Origin of the sequence: Arthrobacter sp. StoSoilB20 (genome assembly GCF_019977295.1) — a bacterium.
Lineage (GTDB): Bacteria > Actinomycetota > Actinomycetes > Actinomycetales > Micrococcaceae > Arthrobacter > Arthrobacter nicotinovorans_A.
The window spans coordinates 1,758,615-1,777,986 of record NZ_AP024651.1; the positions used below are offsets into that span (position 1 = coordinate 1,758,615).

Consider the following 19,372-nt stretch of genomic DNA (forward strand, 5'->3'; position numbering starts at 1 on the left):
CAGGCCAGGAAAAAAGAAGAGGCCTGGGTTGATGCGGCGGACTTCCGCTAACAGAAACGGAGGTGACTCTCTATGGAGGGTCCCGAAATCCAGTTCTCCGAAGCCATTATCGACAACGGCCGTTTCGGCAAGCGCGTCATTCGCTTCGAAACCGGCCGCCTTGCCAAGCAGGCAGCCGGCGCTTCGATGGTCTACATCGACGAAGACACCGCGCTGCTTTCGGCAACCACCGCAGGCAAGCAGCCGCGCGAAGGTTTCGACTTCTTCCCGCTGACGGTTGACGTCGAAGAGCGTATGTACGCTGCCGGCCGCATCCCGGGCTCGTTCTTCCGCCGCGAAGGCCGCCCGTCCACCGAAGCCATCCTCGCTTGCCGCCTGATGGACCGTCCGCTGCGCCCCGCATTCGTCAAGGGCCTGCGCAACGAGGTCCAGATCGTCGTCACCGTCCTGGCGATCAACCCCGACGAGCTCTACGACGTCGTCGCGATCAACGCGTCCTCGATGTCCACGCAGCTTTCCGGCCTTCCGTTCTCCGGCCCGATCGGTGGCGTCCGCGTTGCCCTCATCGCCGACGAACAGGGTTCACAGTGGGTTGCTTTCCCGAAGCACTCCCAGCTCGAGAACGCCGTCTTCAACATGGTCGTTGCCGGCCGCATCACGGGCGACGACGTCGCCATCATGATGGTTGAAGCCGAAGCTACGGACAACTCCTGGAACCTCATCAAGGAACAGGGCGCCACCGCTCCTACCGAAGAGGTTGTTTCCGAGGGCCTCGAGGCTGCAAAGCCGTTCATCAAGGCACTCTGCGAAGCACAGGCGGACCTGGCTGCACGCGCCGCCAAGCCCACGGTTGAGTTCCCGGTCTTCCTGGACTACCAGGACGACGTCTACGCCGCTGTTGAAGCCGCTGCCGCCGACAAGCTGGCTGCTGTCTTCCAGATCGCTGACAAGCAGGAGCGCGACAACGCCTCCGACGAGCTCAAGGACGAAGTCCTGGGCGCACTTGCCGGTACCTTCGAAGGCCGCGAGAAGGAGCTGTCCGCAGCTTTCCGCTCGGTCACCAAGCAGGTTGTGCGCCAGCGCATCCTCAAGGACCAGATCCGCATCGACGGCCGTGGCCTGACGGACATCCGCCAGCTGACCGCCGAGGTAGAGGTTCTGCCCCGCGTTCACGGTTCCGCGATCTTCGAGCGCGGCGAGACCCAGATCATGGGTGTCACCACGCTGAACATGCTCAAGATGGAGCAGCAGATCGACTCGTTGTCGCCGGTAACGCGTAAGCGCTACATGCACAACTACAACTTCCCGCCGTACTCCACCGGTGAGACCGGCCGCGTCGGTTCCCCGAAGCGCCGCGAAATCGGCCACGGTGCCCTTGCAGAGCGCGCCTTGGTTCCGGTTCTGCCGACGCGTGAAGAGTTCCCTTACGCCATCCGCCAGGTATCTGAGGCCCTCAGCTCCAACGGCTCCACGTCCATGGGCTCGGTCTGTGCTTCGACCCTTTCCATGCTCAACGCCGGTGTTCCGCTGAAGGCAGCAGTTGCCGGTATCGCCATGGGCCTGGTTTCCGACCAGGTTGACGGCCAGACCCGCTACGCAGCGCTGACCGACATCCTCGGCGCCGAAGACGCTTTCGGCGACATGGACTTCAAGGTTGCCGGTACGTCCGAGTTCGTCACGGCCATCCAGCTGGACACCAAGCTCGACGGCATCCCCGCTTCCGTGCTGGCAGCAGCACTGAAGCAGGCCCGCGAAGCCCGCCTGCACATCCTCGAGGTCATCAACGCTGCGATCGACACCCCGGATGAGCTCTCCGAGTTCGCTCCGCGCGTCATCGCCGTCAAGATCCCCGTGGACAAGATTGGCGAGGTCATTGGCCCCAAGGGCAAGATGATCAACCAGATCCAGGAAGACACGGGCGCGGACATCTCCATCGAAGATGACGGCACGGTCTACATCGGCGCTACCAACGGTCCGTCTGCCGATGCAGCACGTTCCGCCATCAACGCCATCGCCAACCCGCAGGTGCCGGAAATCGGTGAGCGCTACCTGGGTACGGTCGTCAAGACCACCACCTTCGGCGCTTTCGTCTCCCTCACCCCGGGCAAGGACGGGCTGCTGCACATCTCCGAGCTCCGCAAGCTGGCCAACGGCAAGCGCGTGGACAACGTTGATGACGTCGTCTCCGTGGGCCAAAAGGTCCAGGTCGAGATCACCAAGATCGATGACCGCGGCAAGCTTTCCCTCTCCCCGGTTGTTGCCGAGGAAGAAGGCGCAGCTTCTGAGGACGCTCCGGCCGAGGCCGCTGAAGAGTCCGCAGAGTAGTCTGTAAGCAGTACACCCGGCGGGGCCGGTGGGCTTGAAAAAGCTCCACCGGCCCTTCCGGCCTTAACTTGAAAACCTGAAAGGCCTTGATGACTGTCGTACCCCTGCCGCTGGAACAAACCCTTCCCGGTGGCGAATTGATCCATGGTGCCGAGGGCGGTTCCGTCGTTCGGCGCTCGGTCCTCCCCGGCGGAGTGCGCGTCCTGACCGAGGCAATGCCCGGCCAACGGTCGGCCACCATAGGGTTCTGGGTGGCAGTGGGTTCACGCGATGAAGCGGAGGGCCAGCACGGTTCCACCCACTTCCTTGAGCACTTGCTGTTCAAAGGCACCAAGCGACGCACCGCCTTGGAGATCGCTTCGGCTTTTGACGAGGTAGGTGGGGAGTCGAACGCCGCCACTGCGAAGGAAAGCACGTGCTACTTCGCCAGGGTCCTGGATACCGATCTCCCCATGGCCATCGACGTCATTGCCGACATGATCACCGGAGCGGTCCTGGATCCAGCTGAACTGGAGCAGGAGCGCGACGTTATCCTGGAGGAAATCGCCATGGACAGCGATGACCCCACAGATGTTGCGCACGAGAAATTCGTCGAAGCTGTCCTCGGCAAACACCCGCTGGCCCGACCCATCGGTGGAACGCCGGACGCCATCAAAGCTGTGGCCAGGGATTCGGTCTGGGCGCACTACCAGCGCTACTACCGTCCAGAGGAACTTGTCATCACCGCAGCCGGTGGGCTCGACCATGACGTGGTCTGCGACCTCGTCCTTGACGCCCTCACTGCCGCGGGATGGACGCTCGATCCCCAAGCTGCCCCGGTGAACCGCAGGGGAACCGAACGCGCTGTCATCAGCGGAACCTCGGGCCTCCACGTGGTCAAACGTCCCGTGGAGCAAGCCAACATCATTATGGGTTGCCCGACTATCGTGGCTACCGATGACCGCCGGTTCGTCATGAGCGTGCTTAACGCCGTCCTGGGTGGCGGCATGTCTTCCCGGCTGTTCCAGGAAATCCGTGAAAAGCGCGGCCTGGTGTACTCCACCTATTCCTTCACTGCCGCCTACGCAGACGCCGGGTATTTTGGCATGTACGCGGGTTGCACGCCGTCCAAGGTCCGACAAGTGCTGGACCTCCTGGGTGTGGAGTTGGAGAAACTTGCCAAGGAGGGCATCACGGAGGAGGAACTCCGCAAGGCTGTGGGACAGCTCAGCGGTGGAATTGTCCTGGCCCTTGAGGACACGGGGTCCCGGATGTCGCGGCTGGGCCGGGCAGAGTTGGTTTCCGGAGAGTTCCAGGACATTGACGAAACCCTTGCCCGGATCCAGGCTGTCACCGTTGAGGAAGTCCAGGAACTGGCCCGCGAACTCGCAGCGGCGCCCCGGACCATCACGGTGGTAGGTCCTTTCGAGGAAACCGAGACCTTCGGCCTCTGAATCTCTGGACTCACCCACTGTCAGCAGGGCAGCATGATCACACAGTGATGATGCTGCCCTGACTACGTAGGAGAGGCGATGAACCAGCCCCCAAGCGGCCAAGCTGCGGAGTTGCTGCATGACTTCCTCGGTCACTGGCGCGGCATCACCGAAGTTGCAGCCTCGCCGTGGCGGAGTGGCCGGACCGTGGAAGCAGAGGTGGTTTTCACCAAGGCCGCCGGCGGGTATGCAGTCGTCCAGAGCTACCGGCACCGGGAACCGGACGGCACGCATTTTGAAGGGCATGGCATGTTCACCGTTGACCTGGACCACGGGGATACCCTCTGGTACTACGTGGACAGCCTGGGGAGATCGCCCGCCAGCCCCGTCCGGGGGGCCTGGCACGAAGGGATCCTGACCCTGGACCGGAGGACTGCCGACGGCGTGGCCAGGCACACTTTCCGGGTTGAGGACGGGGTTCTGGTGCACACGGCCGATCTCAGGCTTGAAGGAACAGCTGATTTCAGCCCGTTGCTCAAGAGCGTCTTCAGGAAAGCTTGAGCCTTAACCGCCCGCGAAGGGCGGCAGGACGTCGATGACATCCTGGGCTCCCAGTGGTGCTGAACGGTCCCGCACCGCCACCTCATTGCGGAGGAAACTGCTCCGGGCCACGATGCGCTCCAGCGGGGGAGTCCCTTCCGGGGGCAGCGGACGTTCGACGGCGAGGGCGGCTTCCAGGAGCGCTTCCAGGCTGGTGCCTTCCGGGAGGAGGTGCACTTCTTCTTCGACCCCTGCGGCCGCGCGTGCGGCAGCGAAGTAACGGACAAGCAAGGATTCAGCCTCCGATTGCGCTCATGCTGCGGTCCGGCTGGACAAAGTCCGCTGCGCCGAGACCAGTGTGGTCCATGCCGTGGGCTTTGGACTTGACCCACATCGCGTCCTGCCAACGTTCCGCCAGTTGCTGATCCGTGGCCCCGCCACGGAGCAATGCCAGGAGGTCGAATTCCTCGCGGGAGAAGAGGCAGCTCATGATCTTGCCCTCGGCGGTGATGCGGGTGCGGCGGCAGTCGGCGCAGAAAGGTTCGGTGACTGAGGCGATGATGCCGACTGTACCAAGTACCGGACCGGTGGCTTCACCCGACGCCGTGTCCCGGCGTCGTACTTCGAATCGCTCGGCGGGTGCGCCGTCCCGTTCCCGGGGGTCCCGGCCCAGCACGAAGTCGCGGGAAACCAGTTCGCGGATTTCCGCGGCCGTGATCATATTGCGACGCGTCCATCCGTGATCGGCGTCCAAGGGCATTTGTTCAATGAAACGGAGCTCATAGCCGCGGTCCAACGCCCAGGCCAGCAGGTCCGGTGATTCGGCGTCGTTGATTCCGCGCATCAGCACTGCGTTCAACTTGACCGGCCCCAAGCCGGCTGCCCAAGCGGCGTCGACACCGGCCAGGACGCGATCCAGGAAGGGCCGGCGCGTGAGTTGGGTAAAGGTTTCCTCGTGCAAGGAGTCGAGCGAGACGTTGATCCTGGTCAGGCCTGCAGCCTTCAGCGCCGCCGCTTTTTTGTCCAGACCAACGCCGTTGGTGGTCATGGAGATGGGAAGGTCCGGATGATCGGTGCGGATTCCGGAAATAATGTCCACCAAGTCAGCGCGGACCAAGGGCTCGCCGCCGGTGAGCCGGAGTTCGCGAACGCCCAGAGAGTCAACACCGATGCGGACGATCCTGACGATCTCGTCCCTGGTCATCACGGCCTGTTTGGAGAGCCATTCCAGGCCCTCGGCCGGCATGCAGTAGGTGCAGCGCAGGTTGCATTTGTCCGTCAGGGACAGGCGCATATCGGTAGCCCGCCGGCCATATCGGTCCCACAGGCCCGCAGGCGTTCCCGCTGGCCGCGGCGGCGGTACGGGGACGCCACTTTCCTTGCTGCCGGCGGCGCCTGCCGGAGGGGGCACCGGCATTCCCAGCTGAACACTCATAAATTCAGGCTACGCCACCGTGGCGGGTTCAGTGACACCGATTACAGTCATACAGTTCTTACGGATTCCATACACTAGCGCCGCGGAACCCCGGATCGGGTGCTGTGCGCGGCCGGCAAACCTATGCTGAAAGCGTGACCACACCTACGGCATCATCAACGGAACCAGGGAATCGCCGCATCCTCCTGGTCGAAGACGAACAGACCATCGCCGATGTGGTCCGCGACTACCTGTTGCAGGCGGGCTTCCAAGTGGATATGGCCGGTGATGGGTTCACCGCACTGGAACTGGCAGCCGAGCGCCAGCCCGACCTTGTGATCCTGGACCGGATGTTGCCTGGACTGGACGGCGTTGAAGTGTGCCGGCGGCTCCGCCGAACCATGAGCGTACCGGTCATCATGGTCACGGCTTTGGGGACCGAAGATGACAGGATCCTGGGCTTGGAGATGGGGGCCGATGACTATGTCACCAAGCCCTTCTCGCCACGGGAACTGGTCCTGAGGGTGAAATCGGTGCTCCGGCGAAGCATCAAGGAGTTCACGCCGGAACCGCCGGTGGAAGCTGCTGGGCTCGAACTGGATCCCGCATCCCGGACGGTCACGCACCATGGAGTTCTGCTGGCGTTGACAGTCCGCGAATTTGATCTCCTGGCTTTCCTGATGCGGCGTCCCAACCAGGTTTTCAGCCGGGAGGAACTCATCAAAGCCGTGTGGGGCTGGGACTTCGGCGACCTCTCGACCGTTACCGTGCACGTGCGCCGTCTTCGGGAAAAGATTGAAGCCAACCCCACCAAACCGGAACTGCTAAAAACGGTCTGGGGCGTGGGGTACCGTTTCGATTCCGGCGCCGGCCAGGTTGCGGGCAGCTCCGACATAGTTGCCGGCCCTACCGATACAGGGGAGGAGGGCCATGGAGGGCAGTGAGCTCTGGACCATCCTGGCGTGGGTGCTGTTCTGGGCCGTCCTCATCGGCGCAGCCACCTTGCTCAGCCTGCGCCTGCTGCGGCGGGCATCTGTCCTGGCGCAGATCTGCCTGGTGGTGGTGGCTACAGTGGCAGTCCTGGTAGCTGGCATGGTCAGCGCCTTCAATGCCATGTTCATCTCCGCGAGGGACCTGGAAGTCATGTGGTACATCCTGGCCATGGCCTCAGCCGTAGCTGTAGCACTGTCCCTGATGTTGGGCGCCGGCGTGTCCCGGAATGCGGCCCGGTTGGTGGATGCCGCGCGGCGGCTAGGCCGTGGAGAAACCCTTGACCATGCAGGAGAGGGGCGGGGAACCGCTCCAGCCATGACGTCCGAACTTGCCGAACTGGCCCAGGAGCTCGAAGCCAGCAGCCGGCGCCTCGCCGAGTCACGCGAACGCGAAGCCGCCATTGAGACTGCCCGGCGGGAGCTTGTGTCGTGGATTTCGCATGACCTCCGGACCCCGCTGGCCAGCATGCGTGCCATGACGGAGGCACTGGAAGACGGCATGGCGTCAGATGTCCCTGGCTATTACCGGAAAATCATCGGCCAGACCGAGCAGATGACCGCCATGGTCAACGACCTCCTCGAGTTGTCCAAGATCCAGGCCGGCACCCTGCGCCTTCGTGCGGAACCCCTGGACCTTTACGACCTCGTCAGTGATGCACTGTCCGATCTTGCGCCCTTGGCCGCCCAACGCGGCATCACGCTCGACGGCGGCGGGGACCGGGAGTGCATGGCAGTCGCCGACGGACCAAGCCTGGCCAGGGCCGTTCGGAACATCCTGCTCAACGCCATCACCTACAGCCGCCCGGGCACCGAAGTCCACGTCAGCGTCGGAAGGGGCAGCGTTGGAAGTGACAGCGTCGGAGAGGACAGCACGGCCCGGGAAGGCACGCAGAACGACTGGCGGGCAGTGGTTGCGGTACAGGATCAGTGCGGGGGCATTCCTGCCGAGGACCTGCCCCACCTGTTCGAGACGGGTTGGCAGAAAGATCCCGCCCGTGGAGCTGCTGAGGGGCTGCAAGGCAGCTACAGTGGTGCGGGCATCGGACTGAGCATGGTGGCGGGCATCGTCAAGGCCCACGGGGGATCGGTCACCGTAGAGAACGTCGACGGCGGTTGCCGGTTTGCGCTGTCCCTTCCCGCAGGCCCCCTTCCCGCAGGCCCCCTTCCCGCAGGCCCGCTCGCGGAGGGGCCGCTCACAGCAGCCCCTCCCGCCTCGGGTTCGAATCCGGCTGTTGCACCTCAGGCTGACGCGCTTCAAGACGCGCTTCAAGCTGTTCCATCTCAAGCTGTGCCGCTTCAAGCTGTTCCATCTCAAGCTGACCGGCTTCAAGCTGACCAGGGTCCGGCCGCATTCCTTCCGGCGCGGGAGGTTCCGCCATCTTCCCTCCCGGTTTCGACCGGGACTTCAACAGAGCAACGCCCAGGAGGCGACGCATGACCACGCCCAGCAGTATCGACAAGCCAGGCCAGTGGGAGGACGGGCAGGGACGCGCGGCGACCCCTGAGACCTCGGGCACGCCGGAAACCACAGGCACACAGGGACGCGCAGCGACCCGGGACACCGCAGGGACCCGGGACACCGCAGTCCCGTCCGGACCCCAAGCACAGAAGTCGCCGCGGGCCCGGCCCAATCCACGCCTGTGGGCTGCGGCGTCCGGCATCGCGGCCGGCGGCGCCGGGATCGCTGCGGGCGAGCTGACAGCTGGCCTGCTGAGTCCCTTGGTTTCTCCGGTCACTGCCTTGGGCGGTGCAGTGATCGACGCCGTCCCTCCGGGGGTCAAGGACCTCGCTGTACAGTTGTTCGGCACTGCGGACAAGATCGTATTGATCGCCTCGATCGGGATCGTCGCAGGGCTGCTGGCAGCACTGGCAGGTGTCCTGGAACGCCGCCGTACTGGCTGGGGCCTGGTGATGGCCGGAGTTGCCGGGGCGGCCGGCCTGACCGCCGTCGTTACCCGTGCCCAGGCGGGCCCGCAAGCGGCCCTGGCCCCTATCGTCGCGGCGATCGTTACCATGCTGCTGTTGCGGGCACTCGTCCGCCGGCTCGCCACCTGGATCCCTCCCGGTGCTGCACCGGCGCGCCAGGGTGACGATCCCGCGCCGCTGGCGCGGCGCAGCTTCCTTAATGCCCTCGCCGGAACCTCCCTTGCGGCCGCCGTGGCCGGAACCGTTACCGCCGTCCTCACCCGCGCAACCACCGTGGCGTCAGGTTTCCGGGAGTCCATGACCCTGCCGGAGCCAACAACGCCGGCCCAGGCAATACCCGCCGGCGCCTCGCTGTCGGTGGACGGTATCAGCCCGCTGGTGACCCCCAACGCCGATTTCTACAGGATTGACACTGCACTGACCGTCCCTGCCATCGACCCGCCTGCCTGGAAGCTCAAGGTCACCGGGATGGTGGAAAACGAGGTCGAACTTGATTTCGCCACGCTTCTCTCCAAACCCATGACGGAGCGTCACATCACCATCGCCTGCGTGTCCAACAACGTAGGTGGAGACCTGATCGGCAACGCACTCTGGTTGGGCTGGCCGGTCAGGGAGCTTCTCGCCATGGCCCGGCCCAAGGCGGGCGCGGACATGGTGCTGAGCACCAGCAACGACGGCTGGACAGCGAGCACCCCTTTGGAGGCGTTGACGGACAACCGTGATGCAATGCTCGCCGTGGGCATGAACGGCGAGCCGCTTCCCTTGGAACACGGCTTCCCTGTGCGCATGATCGTCCCCGGACTCTACGGATTCGTTTCGGCCACCAAGTGGCTGACCGAACTGAAAGTCACACGCTTCGCCGACGATACCGCCTACTGGACTCCCCGCGGCTGGAGTGATCGGGGTCCCATCAAAACGCAGTCCCGCATCGATGTTCCCCGCAGCGGAAGGACTGTCCAAGCAGGAACGGTGCAGTTTGGAGGCGTGGCCTGGGCCCAGCACCGGGGAGTCAGCCGGGTGGAGCTTCGGCTCAACCGTGGGCCCTGGAAGCAGGCCACACTGGCCGGCGGGATTTCAACCGACACCTGGTACCAGTGGCAACTGGGCGTTGACCTCACTCCCGGCGACTACGAGGTACAAGTGCGGGCCACCGACTCCACGGGCCAACCGCAGACCGAGGACAAAGCCCCCGTGGCTCCCGACGGCGCCACGGGCTACCACACCATCAACGTCAAGGTGGGATGAGGCCCTAGTCTGGGTAGGTCCGGAGAATTCCCGGTAGCAGGGATGTCACTACAGGAGGTTGTCCGTGCCCAGATCAGTCGCAAACCATCGCCAGGCAGTGGTGGAATTGCTGGCAGGCGTCGCCGCCGCCAAGGGCACCTGCAGGGTGCCATTGCTCGAAGCCCTGGGAAAGCCGCTCGCCGCGGACCTCTTCGCGCCCCTGTCCCTGCCGCCGTTCGACAACTCCCAGATGGACGGCTTTGCCGTTCGCTCGCAGGACATTCCCGGACAGGGCGCGGAACTCCGCGTAGCGGCTCCTGTCCCGGCCGGTGCGGCGCCGGCGGCCCTGAAGCCCGGCTTTGCCGCCCCCATCATGACCGGAGCAATGATTCCTGACGGGGCCGACGCCGTCGTGCCTGTCGAAAAGGCCAGCCCCGCGTCCTTTCCCGAGCCAAGCGACACGGATGCCGTCGTGGAGCTTCCCGCCGTGTCGCCCGGTACCTATGTGCGGAACAGCGGCAGCGACATCGAACACGGCGCACTTGCCTTGGCTGCCGGCACCCTGCTGGGACCGGCCCAGCTTGGCCTGTTGGCGGCCCTGGGCCTGGCAACGGTCGAGGTTCCCGAACCTCTGCGGGTCCTCCTGGTGACCACCGGGGATGAGGTGGTGGAACCGGGGGAGGCGCTGACTGCCGGGAAGATCTTCGACTCCAACGGCACGCTGCTGGAGGCCTCCATGCGCCAAGCCGGCCTGGAGGTTGTCCGTTCCGGTATTTCAGATGACCATCCCTCCAGCCTTCTGTCGGTCCTTCAACATCACACCGGCGAGGCGGAGACTGCTGTGGACATCATTGTCACTACCGGGGGAGTGAGCAAAGGAGCCTACGAGGTGGTGCGACAGGCCATGGTGGGCCAGCCTGTCGATTTCGTCCCCGTTGCCATGCAGCCGGGCGGGCCGCAGGGCCTGGGAACCTTCAACGGCGTTCCCTTCCTTGGTTTTCCCGGGAATCCGGTCAGCTGCCTCGTCTCTTTCGAAATGTTCCTCCGGCCGGCATTGTCGGAGGTCATGGGTACGCCGGCCCCCAGGACCGTCCAGGCGGCGCGCCTGGCTGCGCCGCTGACCTCGCCCGAAGGCAAGCACCAGGTCCGGCGCGGATCGGTGGCCGGCGATGGCACGGTCCACATGGAAGGTGGGGCCGGGTCCCATCTGGTGCATGCCTTGGCCCGCGCCAATGCGTTGATCCAGATACCCGCCGCCGTCACGGAACTCAACGCAGGAGCCGAAGTGGAAGTATGGATGCTGTGAATGAAACTCCCGGGACAAGAACAGAGCACGACGGCGGGCTGACGCACCTCCGGCAGGACGGCACCGCACAAATGGTTGATGTGTCGGCGAAGGCAGTTACCACCCGCCAGGCCACCGCAACGGCAACGGTCCGCACCAGCGGGCAAGTGATGGCGCTCCTTGGTGCCGGCGAGTTGCCCAAAGGTGACGCGCTCGCCGTGGCCCGGGTGGCAGGAATCATGGCGGCGAAGAAGACTCCGGAGCTGATCCCGTTGTGCCACCCGTTGCCGATTTCCAAGGTAACGGTGGATTTCGACCTCGGTGCTGACGCAGTGAACATTGTGGCTACCGTCAAGACCAAGGGCGTCACCGGCGTCGAAATGGAGGCCCTGACAGCGGCGTCGGTGGCGGCCCTGAGTGTCTACGACATGATCAAGGCCGTGGATAAGCACGCAGTGCTGACCGACATCCGCGTGCTCGCCAAAAGCGGTGGCAAGAGCGGCGACTGGGACGATTCCGGGGAACCTCTCCAGGAGGCCGGCGAATGAGCGCTTGTGAACCGAACAGTGTCCGGAAGGCCGGCGTCGTGATCGCCTCCACCCGCGCCGCAGCCGGAATCTACGCGGACGAGACCGGGCCCATTATCCTGGACTGGCTCAATGAACATGGGTTCCAAACCTTTCCCACCATGGTGGTTCCGGACGGAGAACCCGTGGGCGCTGCCCTGAGGGCGCTCCTGACCCAGGACCCCGCCGTCGTCATCACCAGCGGCGGAACAGGACTCAGCCCGGATGACATGACACCGGAAATGACGCTTCCGCTCCTGGACCGGGAAATACCGGGCATCATGGAAGGAATCCGGCGCGCGGGTGCTGCGAAAACCCCCATGGCCATGCTGAGCCGTGGCCACGCGGGAGCCGCGGGGAAGACGTTCATCATCAACCTGCCGGGATCCCCGAAAGGGGTTATGGATGGGCTTGCCGTCCTGGACCCGGTCATTGGGCACTTATGCGAACAACTGGAAGGCAGCCATGGGCACTGAAACAGACTTCGAAGTAGTCAGCGCGGTCCTCAGCGCCGAACCAATCTCCGTTGACCAAGCCATCGCGGCTGTTGAATCGGACACCGCCGGTGCGGTAGTCAGCTTCAGTGGTGTGGTGCGGAACCACGATTCCGGCAAAGCGGTGGACCGGCTCAGTTACAGCGCCCATCCCACGGCGCACCAGGTCATGTCCGACGTCGTGGCACAGCTGGTGGCCGAACACTCAGGCGAAGCCGATCAACCGGTTCGGATCTGGGCGGCACACCGCATCGGAATGCTCCAGATAGGCGACCCGGCACTGGTGTGTGCCGTCGCAGCGGCGCACCGGGGGCAGGCGTTTGCCGTCTGTGCCGAGCTGGTGGACAGGGTCAAGGCGCAGGTGCCCATCTGGAAGGAACAGTTCTTTTCCGATGGCACCGTTGAGTGGGTTGGCGCGGGAGAGTAGCCCCGGGTCACGGTTCCTGCCGGGCCCCGGCCCGGCGGTAGGGTTAACGGCATGACCGAACAACTTGCTGTTGCAGTGCTGGGCGCCAACGGGCGCATGGGAAGTGAAGCCGTTAAAGCTGTGGAAGCAGCTGATGACATGAAGCTCGTAGCCGCCCTGGGCCGCGGCGATTCCCTGGAAACCCTGCTCGACGCCGGTGCGCAGTATGTTGTTGACCTCACCGTTCCGGATACTACCGAGGCCAACGTCCGGTTCGCCGTCGAGCACGGGATGCACGCCGTTGTGGGCACTACCGGCTGGAACGCGGACAAGCTGGACTCCCTTCGCGCATTATTGGAACAGAAGCCGGGCACCGGCGTCCTGATCGCCCCCAACTTTGCCCTGGGCTCCGTGCTGGCTTCTGCGTTTGCCGCCAAGGCGTCCCAGTATTTCGAGTCCGTTGAAATCATCGAACTGCACCACCCGAACAAGGTGGATGCTCCCTCCGGCACGGCCGTTCGCACAGCGCAGCTGATCTCGGAGGCCCGTCGGGAAGCCGGGGTGCCGGCAAGTCCGGACGCCACGGAGACGTCCTTGGACGGGGCCAGGGGCTGTGATGTGGAGGGCGTCCGTGTCCACAGCGTCAGGCTCCGGGGTTTGGTAGCCCACCAGGAAGTCCTGTTTGGCGGCCCTGGTGAGCAACTGACGTTGCGTCACGACTCCTTTGACCGGGCTTCGTTCATGCCCGGTGTCCTGCTGGGGCTGCGCAAAGTTGCAGCGAACCCCGGCCTCACTGTTGGCCTTGATGGTTATTTGGAGCTGGGACTTTAGGTTCATGGGAAATTTCTGGACTTCGTTGAAGAAGAACCGCACCAAAATCTGGGTTGGCGCCATCACCCTCCTGCTGGTCCTGTACCTGGTGGTCTCCGTGCAGCGCTCGTTCCTCCTGCTAGGTGATCCCAACCTGATAGCGAAGGGCATAGGAGCGGCCTACCTTGTGCTGCCGATCGTCGGGGCGTGGGCCCTCATCCGCGAACTGCTCTTTGGTGCGCGAACCGAACAAATGGCCAAGGTCCTGGAAGCCGAAGGCGGCTTGCCCGAGGACACGTTGCCGCGCACACCGGGAGGTCGGATTGTCCGGGCCGCCGCGGATGCCGAATTTGAAAAGTACCGTGCCGAGGCCGAAGCCGCGCCGGAAGACTGGCGTTCCTGGTTCCGGTTGAGTTGCGCCTATGACGCCTCGGGGGACCGTAAGCGCGCCCGGGCATCAATGCGCGACGCCGTGAAGCTGTTCCGGTCTCAGCCCACCGCTGCGGGCCGGTAGCTGCCGAGCCTTGACGCCTGGTGGGCCACCCATTCCAAAGGCCCACGACGCCGGAGCAAGGCGAAACACGCACCGATCACCACTGCGCAAAGCGCCTGGGTCCAGTACATGCCCTCTTCCGTCCACCCGGCGGGCAACGGCTTGTTGGTGAACCCGGAAACCACCCATGCATGGGCGGAATAGAGGCTCAGCGTCATGGCTCCCGGTCCACTGAGCACCATGAGGATATTGACCTTGAGGTTTTCCGCGGCGGCAGCCAGCAGCAGGAAGAAAGCCACCACCGCGGCCGCTGTTCCGCTGGTGTGCAAAAGGTCCAGCGTGGTACCGGCATGGGGGGATGCCGTGGCCAGCCACCACCATGAACCCGTTTGATCCAGCCCCGTCAGGTTTACCTGCAGCATGCTGTCCAAGGGGTACCCGCGGGTGCCGGGGAGCTTCTCCAGGGCGGCGCGGCCGCCCCAGGCTTCCATGGCCAGGAATCCGACCACTTTGGCCGCAGCGGCTACTGCCACTCCGCCGGCCAGCAGCAACAATTGCACTTTGGTCCTGGTCAGCGCCAGGCGTCCGATGACCAGGCCTATGAGCAGGTAGGAAATCCACTGGAAAACCGGGTAGTAGCCAGTGAAGAAGATATCGGCAAGGAGTTGGCCGGGCGTCCCCAGGTCCTCCGTGCCGGGATTGTGGCCCAGTTGCAAGGGCGGAGTGGTCTCCAGCAGCAGGGGTCGGAGCAAGTAGGCCACCACTGGGGATAAAAGGACCCATCCCAACGCCCAGAAAGACAGTGCCTTCAACCTCAGCCCAAGGAACGGAAGGATGCAGAGGAAAAGTACGGCGTAGTGCACCAGGATCACTGCGATGTTGACATCCAGCCCACCCAGGGCAAGCCCGACGACGGCGATCACCAGCGCCCGCATGGCGACCCCACCCCTGGCCGCGCGGAGTTCGCCCCCTTGGCGTGGCTCCTGCTTGCCGGTAGTCAACGCCAGTCCGATTCCGGCGAGGATCGCGAACAAGGCAGATGACCGCCCCGAAAACACCAACCCCACGAACGTGGGGTCCCACGATGGGGCGGGTCCGAACGTCGGCAGGAGGTGCGTGGACATCATGCCCAGCAACGCTGCACCCCTGGCGGCGTCGATCCCTGTAAGCCGGGAGGAGACCTGGCCGCCGTCGCGCGCTTTCCGCGGAGGGGCAGTCTCTTGGGAAGTCATGCTGCGATGGTCTCATAGCCAACTGTGAGCCGTTCCGGCGGTAGAGTCCCATGCCATGGAATCCGTCAACGCCCAGTGGGCTGGAGCATTCACCATCATCAACGATTCCGACGGCTGGCAGCAGTTCCGGCGCCTTGACAGCGAACTGTTCATGCCGCCGGCCACGGACGGCCTTGAGGAGCGCGCCAGGATGTGCGCCGGGATCCACGCAACCTGGACAGCAACGTCCGGGCACCTGGTCATCGAAGCCGAAGGCCCCGAGGACGGTTCGCCTTTCGACGTCCTGGTGAACGGGGTCCTCCGGCATCGCGTGTCGGGCGCCGGCCGTGTCAGTCATGACCTCGATCTTGGCTCCATGCCGCAGCAATCAACTGTTCAGCTTTGGCTGCCACAGTATGGTTTCCTCAGGGTGCTGGAGGTGTCGCTGAAGGGCGAAGACGTTCACGTTGCCGGGGGATCCGGCAAACGATGGATCACCTACGGCAGCTCCATCACCCAATGCAGGCAGGCCGATGGTCCATCAGAGGCGTGGCCTGCTGTGGTGGCCAGGCAATACGGCTGGCAATTACAGTCCTTGGGTTTCGGCGGTGAATGCCAACTGGACCCGGCGGCGGAAAGCACCATCTGCCAGCTGCCGGCAGACTTCATCTCCTTATGCCTGGGAATCAACACCTACAACGTGGCCGCGTTCTCTGGCCGGACCTTCGCGAGCCAGGTATTGGGCTTCCTCAGCGCTATCCGGCGGGCACACCCGGAGGTGCCTATCGCGGTCATCTCTCCGGTCCTTTCCCTTCCCCGCGAGGAGGCGCCCAATGCCGTTGGGTGGACGCTCGCGGACTACAGGAAGGCCGTGGCAGATGTGGTGCGGTTAGTCCGCGAGCGGGGGGATACGCGCACTCACTTGCTGATTGGCGAAGGGGTGTTCACCCCGGCGGAGGCTGCGGTGCTGATGCCCGATACCTTGCATCCCAACAATGCCGGCTACCGGCTCATGGCTGACAGGCTGGGCCCACAGCTGGCGGCTGTCGCCAACGCGCACGGCTGACCGGGCATCTGGAAGGGCTGCGGCCGGCGTGGCCGGAACGGACCCGGCTCTTGTCTTCGAATATATGTTCGAATAGCATGGCAGGATGAACGATGTTCCCACGCCACCCGAAGGTCTCGCCGGGCCCATGAAAGCGATGAGCCCCGGTGTCGTCGACTTCCTGTTCAGGCAACTCGTGGCCGGCGAACCCCCCGAAGACACCCAGTGGCGCCGCGAAGGAACAGTGTTGGCCGAGCAGCCGCCAGGGGCTGAACTTGCCCGGCGGCTATCCGAGGCGGACCTGGATTCCCTGACGCCGCTGGAACTGTTCGAGTACGTTCGCGCTTCCCAGCGGCTGGTGACCTGGGCCGAACACCTCAAGGAGCGGGCCGTGGCGCAGTATTGCGCTGAGCAACCTGCGCGGACAAGTGGGCCGGCATAGCCGCGAAGTTTTGCTGCCCGGCGGCGGGGGAGCGGCCACGAGGGGACGGTGTCGCCGCCCATGACTCCAGAACCGCGGCCCGTGCATGAGGACCATCACGCGGGACCCATTCTTGTAACAAGCCCGTGACAGGGTAACGTTTTTCCTATGTCTGACTTGCGCGCCCACACTCCCGCCCTTGGTACCCTCCTGACCGCCATGGTCACCCCGTTCACCGAGGACGGCAAGGTGGACTACGATCAAGCCGCCGCGCTCGCAGAGAAGCTGGTCCAGGATGGCTGCGATGGCCTCGTTGTCACCGGCACCACGGGAGAGACCTCAACGCTTACGGATGACGAAAACGTGGGCATGTTCCGGGCGGTCAAAGAAGCCGTCGGTGGCAAAGCCGCCATCATCGCCGGAACCGGCACCAACGACACCGCGCACTCGGTCCACCTCTCACAGCGTGCCGCTGAAGTCGGCGTTGACGGACTCCTGATCGTAACGCCCTACTACAACAAGCCCAGCCAAGCCGGTGTCCGGGCGCACTTTGAGACGATTGCATCCTCAACGGACCTGCCTGTCATGCTCTACGACATCCCGGGCCGCTCCTCCATTGCGATTGCTCCTGAGACCATGATCGGCCTGGCCAAGCACCAGAACATCGTGGCGGTCAAGGATGCCAAGGCAGATTTTGCCGCCGCGACCCGGGTCATGGCTGAGACCGACCTGGTCTTCTATTCCGGTGATGACGGATTGACCCTCCAGTGGATGGCGCTCGGCGCCGTCGGCCTGGTGGGCGTCACCACCCACGTGGCCACGCGTCGCTTCCGCGAACTGATCGACGCCGTGAACGCCAGCGACCTCGCCACTGCGAGGGCCATCAACTTTGAACTGGAACCCGTCATTCGCGCAACCATGACGCGGGTCCAAGGCGCAGTAGCCGCCAAGCAGATTCTCAAGTGGCAGGGAGTCCTGCCCAACTCGGTTGTCCGTTTGCCCCTCGTGGAGCCGGACGCGGCCGAGATCGAAATCATCCGCGGGGATTTGGCGGAAGCCGGAATGGACTTCAACGTCTAGGCCGGTACCGCCGGAAAGTAGCACAATATGACCCAAACCGCCCTTCCCGGACTGGTTACTCCGCCGAAACTGCCGAAAGGTACGCTGCGGATTGTTCCGCTCGGTGGCCTGGGAGAGATCGGCCGCAACATGGCCGTCTTCGAAATCGACGGCAAGCTGCTGGTCGTTGACTGTGGCGTGCTCTTCCCCGAAGAGACGCAGCCCGGAGTGGACCTGATCCTGCCTGATTTCTCCTACATCGAGGACCGGCTGCAGGACGTCGTAGGCGTCGTGCTGACCCACGGCCACGAGGACCACATCGGCGCTGTTCCCTATTTGCTGCGCCTCAAGGCCGACATTCCGCTGATCGGGTCCCAGCTCACACTGGCCTTGGTGGAAGCAAAGCTTCAGGAACACCGGATTAAGCCGTACACCCTCACCGTCACCGAGGGCCAGGTGGAGCAGTTCGGCCCGTTTGAGTGCGAGTTCGTTGCCGTCAACCACTCCATCCCGGACGCCTTGGCTGTTTTCATCCGGACCGAGGGCGGCAACGTCCTGCACACCGGCGACTTCAAGATGGACCAGTTGCCCCTGGACGGCCGCATCACCGACCTCCGCCACTTCGCACGGTTGGGCGAGGAGGGCGTGGACCTTTTCATGGCCGACTCCACCAACGCGGACGTCCCCGGGTTCACTACGGCCGAGAAGGAAATCGGCCCTACCCTGGACCGCTTGTTCGGACAGGCCAAGAAGCGCCTGATCGTTGCCTCGTTCTCTTCCCACGTCCACAGGGTCCAGCAGGTCCTTGATGCTGCGGAAAAGCATGGCAGGAAGGTCGCTTTCGTCGGCCGTTCCATGGTCCGCAACATGGCCATCGCCGCCAAACTGGGGTACCTCGATGTACCGGATAACATCCTGGTGGACATCAAGAACATCGACAACATGCCCGATGACCGCGTGGTCCTCATGTCCACCGGTTCACAGGGCGAGCCCATGGCTGCGCTGTCCCGGATGGCCAACGGCGACCACCGGGTTGTGGTGGGCCCCGGCGATACCGTCATCCTGGCCTCTAGCCTGATTCCCGGCAACGAGAACGCCGTGTTCCGCATCATCAACGGACTCCTCAAGCTTGGTGCCGATGTGATCCATAAAGGCACGGCCAAGGTCCACGTCTCCGGGCACGCAGCGGCAGGGGAGTTGCTGTACTGCTACAACATCCTTGAGCCGCTGAACGCCATGCCGGTGCACGGGGAAACCCGACACCTCATCGCCAACGGCAACATCGCCTTGGAGTCAGGGGTTCCGTCCGAGGGCATTATCCTCAGCGACAACGGAACGGTGATTGACCTCAAGGACCACAAAGCCAACATCGTTGGCCAGGTGGAGGTTGGATTCGTTTACGTGGATGGATCCAGCGTGGGTGAAATCACCGACGCGGACCTCAAAGACCGCCGCATCCTCGGGGACGAGGGCTTCATTTCCATCATCACGGTCATCAACCGCACTACCGGCAAGATCGTCTCAGGGCCGGAAATCCATGCGCGGGGCGTCGCCGAGGACGATTCCGTCTTTGACGAGATCATTCCCAAGATCAACGCCGCATTGGAGGACGCCGTGCTTAATCACGCCGACCACACCAATCACCAGTTGCAGCAAGTGGTGCGCAGGATCATTGGCACCTGGGTTAACCGCAAGCTCCGCCGGCGCCCCATGATCATCCCGGTGGTCCTCGAGGCATAGCCTGCGGGC

Annotated in this window: 19 protein-coding genes; 16 read left to right on the forward strand and 3 right to left on the reverse strand. The window is 64.1% G+C overall.

Annotated elements, in window-relative coordinates:
* Positions 1–72 precede the first annotated feature (72 nt).
* The 3 genes from LDN85_RS07925 to LDN85_RS07935 all read left to right on the forward strand — a co-directional run bounded on the left by LDN85_RS07925 (position 73) and on the right by LDN85_RS07935 (position 4,298).
* Positions 73–2,325, forward strand: coding sequence for a polyribonucleotide nucleotidyltransferase (locus LDN85_RS07925; protein WP_026541550.1), 2,253 nt, complete (start codon positions 73–75; stop codon positions 2,323–2,325).
* A gap of 89 nt (positions 2,326–2,414) precedes the next feature.
* Positions 2,415–3,758: a pitrilysin family protein gene (locus tag LDN85_RS07930; RefSeq protein WP_026541551.1), complete on the forward strand. Its 1,344-nt coding sequence runs from the start codon at positions 2,415–2,417 to the stop codon at positions 3,756–3,758.
* Between the two features lie 78 nt (positions 3,759–3,836).
* The gene (locus LDN85_RS07935) at positions 3,837–4,298 is read left to right on the forward strand and encodes a DUF1579 domain-containing protein (RefSeq protein WP_223945065.1); all 462 of its coding nucleotides are present in this window, start codon (positions 3,837–3,839) and stop codon (positions 4,296–4,298) included.
* Between the two features lie 3 nt (positions 4,299–4,301).
* Here the strand turns inward: LDN85_RS07935 and LDN85_RS07940 are convergent, their stop codons facing one another.
* Both LDN85_RS07940 and moaA read right to left on the reverse strand, forming a co-directional pair.
* Positions 4,302–4,568, reverse strand: coding sequence for a MoaD/ThiS family protein (locus LDN85_RS07940; protein ID WP_026541553.1), 267 nt, complete (start codon positions 4,566–4,568; stop codon positions 4,302–4,304).
* A gap of 4 nt (positions 4,569–4,572) precedes the next feature.
* Positions 4,573–5,712, reverse strand: coding sequence for a GTP 3',8-cyclase MoaA (moaA, locus tag LDN85_RS07945; RefSeq protein ID WP_223945066.1), 1,140 nt, complete (start codon positions 5,710–5,712; stop codon positions 4,573–4,575).
* A gap of 134 nt (positions 5,713–5,846) precedes the next feature.
* On the opposite strand from moaA, the gene LDN85_RS07950 reads away from it, so the two are divergent.
* From LDN85_RS07950 to LDN85_RS07990, 9 genes are read left to right on the forward strand one after another with little or no spacing between them, the layout of a single operon-like run.
* Complete coding sequence (locus LDN85_RS07950) at positions 5,847–6,635, forward strand: response regulator transcription factor (RefSeq protein WP_223945067.1); 789 nt, start codon at positions 5,847–5,849, stop codon at positions 6,633–6,635.
* Complete coding sequence (locus tag LDN85_RS07955; protein WP_223945068.1) at positions 6,622–8,121, forward strand: HAMP domain-containing sensor histidine kinase; 1,500 nt, start codon at positions 6,622–6,624, stop codon at positions 8,119–8,121. Before LDN85_RS07950 ends, LDN85_RS07955 begins: the two co-directional genes overlap by 14 nt.
* Positions 8,118–9,854 carry a molybdopterin-dependent oxidoreductase gene (locus LDN85_RS07960; RefSeq protein WP_223945069.1) on the forward strand — a complete coding sequence of 579 codons (1,737 nt, stop codon included), beginning with the start codon at positions 8,118–8,120 and terminating at the stop codon, positions 9,852–9,854. Before LDN85_RS07955 ends, LDN85_RS07960 begins: the two co-directional genes overlap by 4 nt.
* A gap of 58 nt (positions 9,855–9,912) precedes the next feature.
* Positions 9,913–11,139 (forward strand): gephyrin-like molybdotransferase Glp, encoded by a 1,227-nt coding sequence (glp, locus tag LDN85_RS07965; protein ID WP_223945070.1) that lies wholly within the window; start codon positions 9,913–9,915, stop codon positions 11,137–11,139.
* Entirely contained in the window at positions 11,127–11,666 is a 540-nt protein-coding gene (gene moaC / locus LDN85_RS07970; RefSeq protein ID WP_223945071.1) for a cyclic pyranopterin monophosphate synthase MoaC, read from the forward strand. The genes glp and moaC overlap by 13 nt, the downstream gene beginning before the upstream one ends.
* Positions 11,663–12,160 carry a MogA/MoaB family molybdenum cofactor biosynthesis protein gene (locus LDN85_RS07975; protein ID WP_026541558.1) on the forward strand — a complete coding sequence of 166 codons (498 nt, stop codon included), beginning with the start codon at positions 11,663–11,665 and terminating at the stop codon, positions 12,158–12,160. Before moaC ends, LDN85_RS07975 begins: the two co-directional genes overlap by 4 nt.
* Positions 12,150–12,605: a molybdenum cofactor biosynthesis protein MoaE gene (locus LDN85_RS07980; protein WP_026541559.1), complete on the forward strand. Its 456-nt coding sequence runs from the start codon at positions 12,150–12,152 to the stop codon at positions 12,603–12,605. Before LDN85_RS07975 ends, LDN85_RS07980 begins: the two co-directional genes overlap by 11 nt.
* 51 nt (positions 12,606–12,656) lie before the next feature.
* Positions 12,657–13,415 (forward strand): 4-hydroxy-tetrahydrodipicolinate reductase, encoded by a 759-nt coding sequence (dapB, locus tag LDN85_RS07985; protein ID WP_026547325.1) that lies wholly within the window; start codon positions 12,657–12,659, stop codon positions 13,413–13,415.
* Between the two features lie 4 nt (positions 13,416–13,419).
* The gene (locus LDN85_RS07990; RefSeq protein ID WP_026547326.1) at positions 13,420–13,908 is read left to right on the forward strand and encodes a hypothetical protein; all 489 of its coding nucleotides are present in this window, start codon (positions 13,420–13,422) and stop codon (positions 13,906–13,908) included.
* Here the strand turns inward: LDN85_RS07990 and LDN85_RS07995 are convergent.
* A complete protein-coding gene (locus LDN85_RS07995) occupies positions 13,884–15,119 on the reverse strand; it encodes a heparan-alpha-glucosaminide N-acetyltransferase domain-containing protein (protein ID WP_223945072.1) in 1,236 nt (411 codons plus the stop codon). The genes LDN85_RS07990 and LDN85_RS07995 overlap by 25 nt on opposite strands.
* Before the next feature lie 55 nt (positions 15,120–15,174).
* Here LDN85_RS07995 and LDN85_RS08000 point away from each other — a divergent pair, with 55 nt between their 5' ends.
* From LDN85_RS08000 to LDN85_RS08015, 4 genes are all read left to right on the forward strand, one after another.
* On the forward strand, positions 15,175–16,164 hold the full coding sequence (locus LDN85_RS08000; protein WP_223945073.1) for a GDSL-type esterase/lipase family protein: 990 nt from the start codon (positions 15,175–15,177) through the stop codon (positions 16,162–16,164).
* 85 nt (positions 16,165–16,249) lie between these two features.
* Complete coding sequence (locus LDN85_RS08005; protein WP_091550572.1) at positions 16,250–16,585, forward strand: hypothetical protein; 336 nt, start codon at positions 16,250–16,252, stop codon at positions 16,583–16,585.
* A gap of 147 nt (positions 16,586–16,732) precedes the next feature.
* Positions 16,733–17,644, forward strand: a complete 912-nt coding sequence (dapA, locus tag LDN85_RS08010) for a 4-hydroxy-tetrahydrodipicolinate synthase (protein WP_026541564.1) — start codon at positions 16,733–16,735, stop codon at positions 17,642–17,644.
* A 27-nt stretch (positions 17,645–17,671) separates the two neighbouring features.
* A complete protein-coding gene (locus tag LDN85_RS08015) occupies positions 17,672–19,363 on the forward strand; it encodes a ribonuclease J (RefSeq protein ID WP_026541565.1) in 1,692 nt (563 codons plus the stop codon).
* Positions 19,364–19,372 lie beyond the last annotated feature (9 nt).

Coding starts and splice junctions, on each gene's coding strand:
- LDN85_RS07980 (WP_026541559.1), top strand. CDS start 12,150: ATGGGCACTGAAACAGACTTCGAAGTAGTCAGCGCGGTCCTCAGCGCC.
- LDN85_RS08000 (WP_223945073.1), top strand. CDS start 15,175: ATGGAATCCGTCAACGCCCAGTGGGCTGGAGCATTCACCATCATCAAC.
- LDN85_RS07990 (WP_026547326.1), top strand. CDS start 13,420: ATGGGAAATTTCTGGACTTCGTTGAAGAAGAACCGCACCAAAATCTGG.
- moaA (WP_223945066.1), bottom strand. CDS start 5,712: ATGAGTGTTCAGCTGGGAATGCCGGTGCCCCCTCCGGCAGGCGCCGCC.
- dapB (WP_026547325.1), top strand. CDS start 12,657: ATGACCGAACAACTTGCTGTTGCAGTGCTGGGCGCCAACGGGCGCATG.
- LDN85_RS07955 (WP_223945068.1), top strand. CDS start 6,622: ATGGAGGGCAGTGAGCTCTGGACCATCCTGGCGTGGGTGCTGTTCTGG.
- LDN85_RS07935 (WP_223945065.1), top strand. CDS start 3,837: ATGAACCAGCCCCCAAGCGGCCAAGCTGCGGAGTTGCTGCATGACTTC.
- LDN85_RS07995 (WP_223945072.1), bottom strand. CDS start 15,119: ATGACTTCCCAAGAGACTGCCCCTCCGCGGAAAGCGCGCGACGGCGGC.
- moaC (WP_223945071.1), top strand. CDS start 11,127: ATGGATGCTGTGAATGAAACTCCCGGGACAAGAACAGAGCACGACGGC.
- LDN85_RS07930 (WP_026541551.1), top strand. CDS start 2,415: ATGACTGTCGTACCCCTGCCGCTGGAACAAACCCTTCCCGGTGGCGAA.
- LDN85_RS08005 (WP_091550572.1), top strand. CDS start 16,250: ATGAACGATGTTCCCACGCCACCCGAAGGTCTCGCCGGGCCCATGAAA.
- LDN85_RS07960 (WP_223945069.1), top strand. CDS start 8,118: ATGACCACGCCCAGCAGTATCGACAAGCCAGGCCAGTGGGAGGACGGG.
- LDN85_RS08015 (WP_026541565.1), top strand. CDS start 17,672: ATGACCCAAACCGCCCTTCCCGGACTGGTTACTCCGCCGAAACTGCCG.
- dapA (WP_026541564.1), top strand. CDS start 16,733: ATGTCTGACTTGCGCGCCCACACTCCCGCCCTTGGTACCCTCCTGACC.
- LDN85_RS07925 (WP_026541550.1), top strand. CDS start 73: ATGGAGGGTCCCGAAATCCAGTTCTCCGAAGCCATTATCGACAACGGC.
- LDN85_RS07975 (WP_026541558.1), top strand. CDS start 11,663: ATGAGCGCTTGTGAACCGAACAGTGTCCGGAAGGCCGGCGTCGTGATC.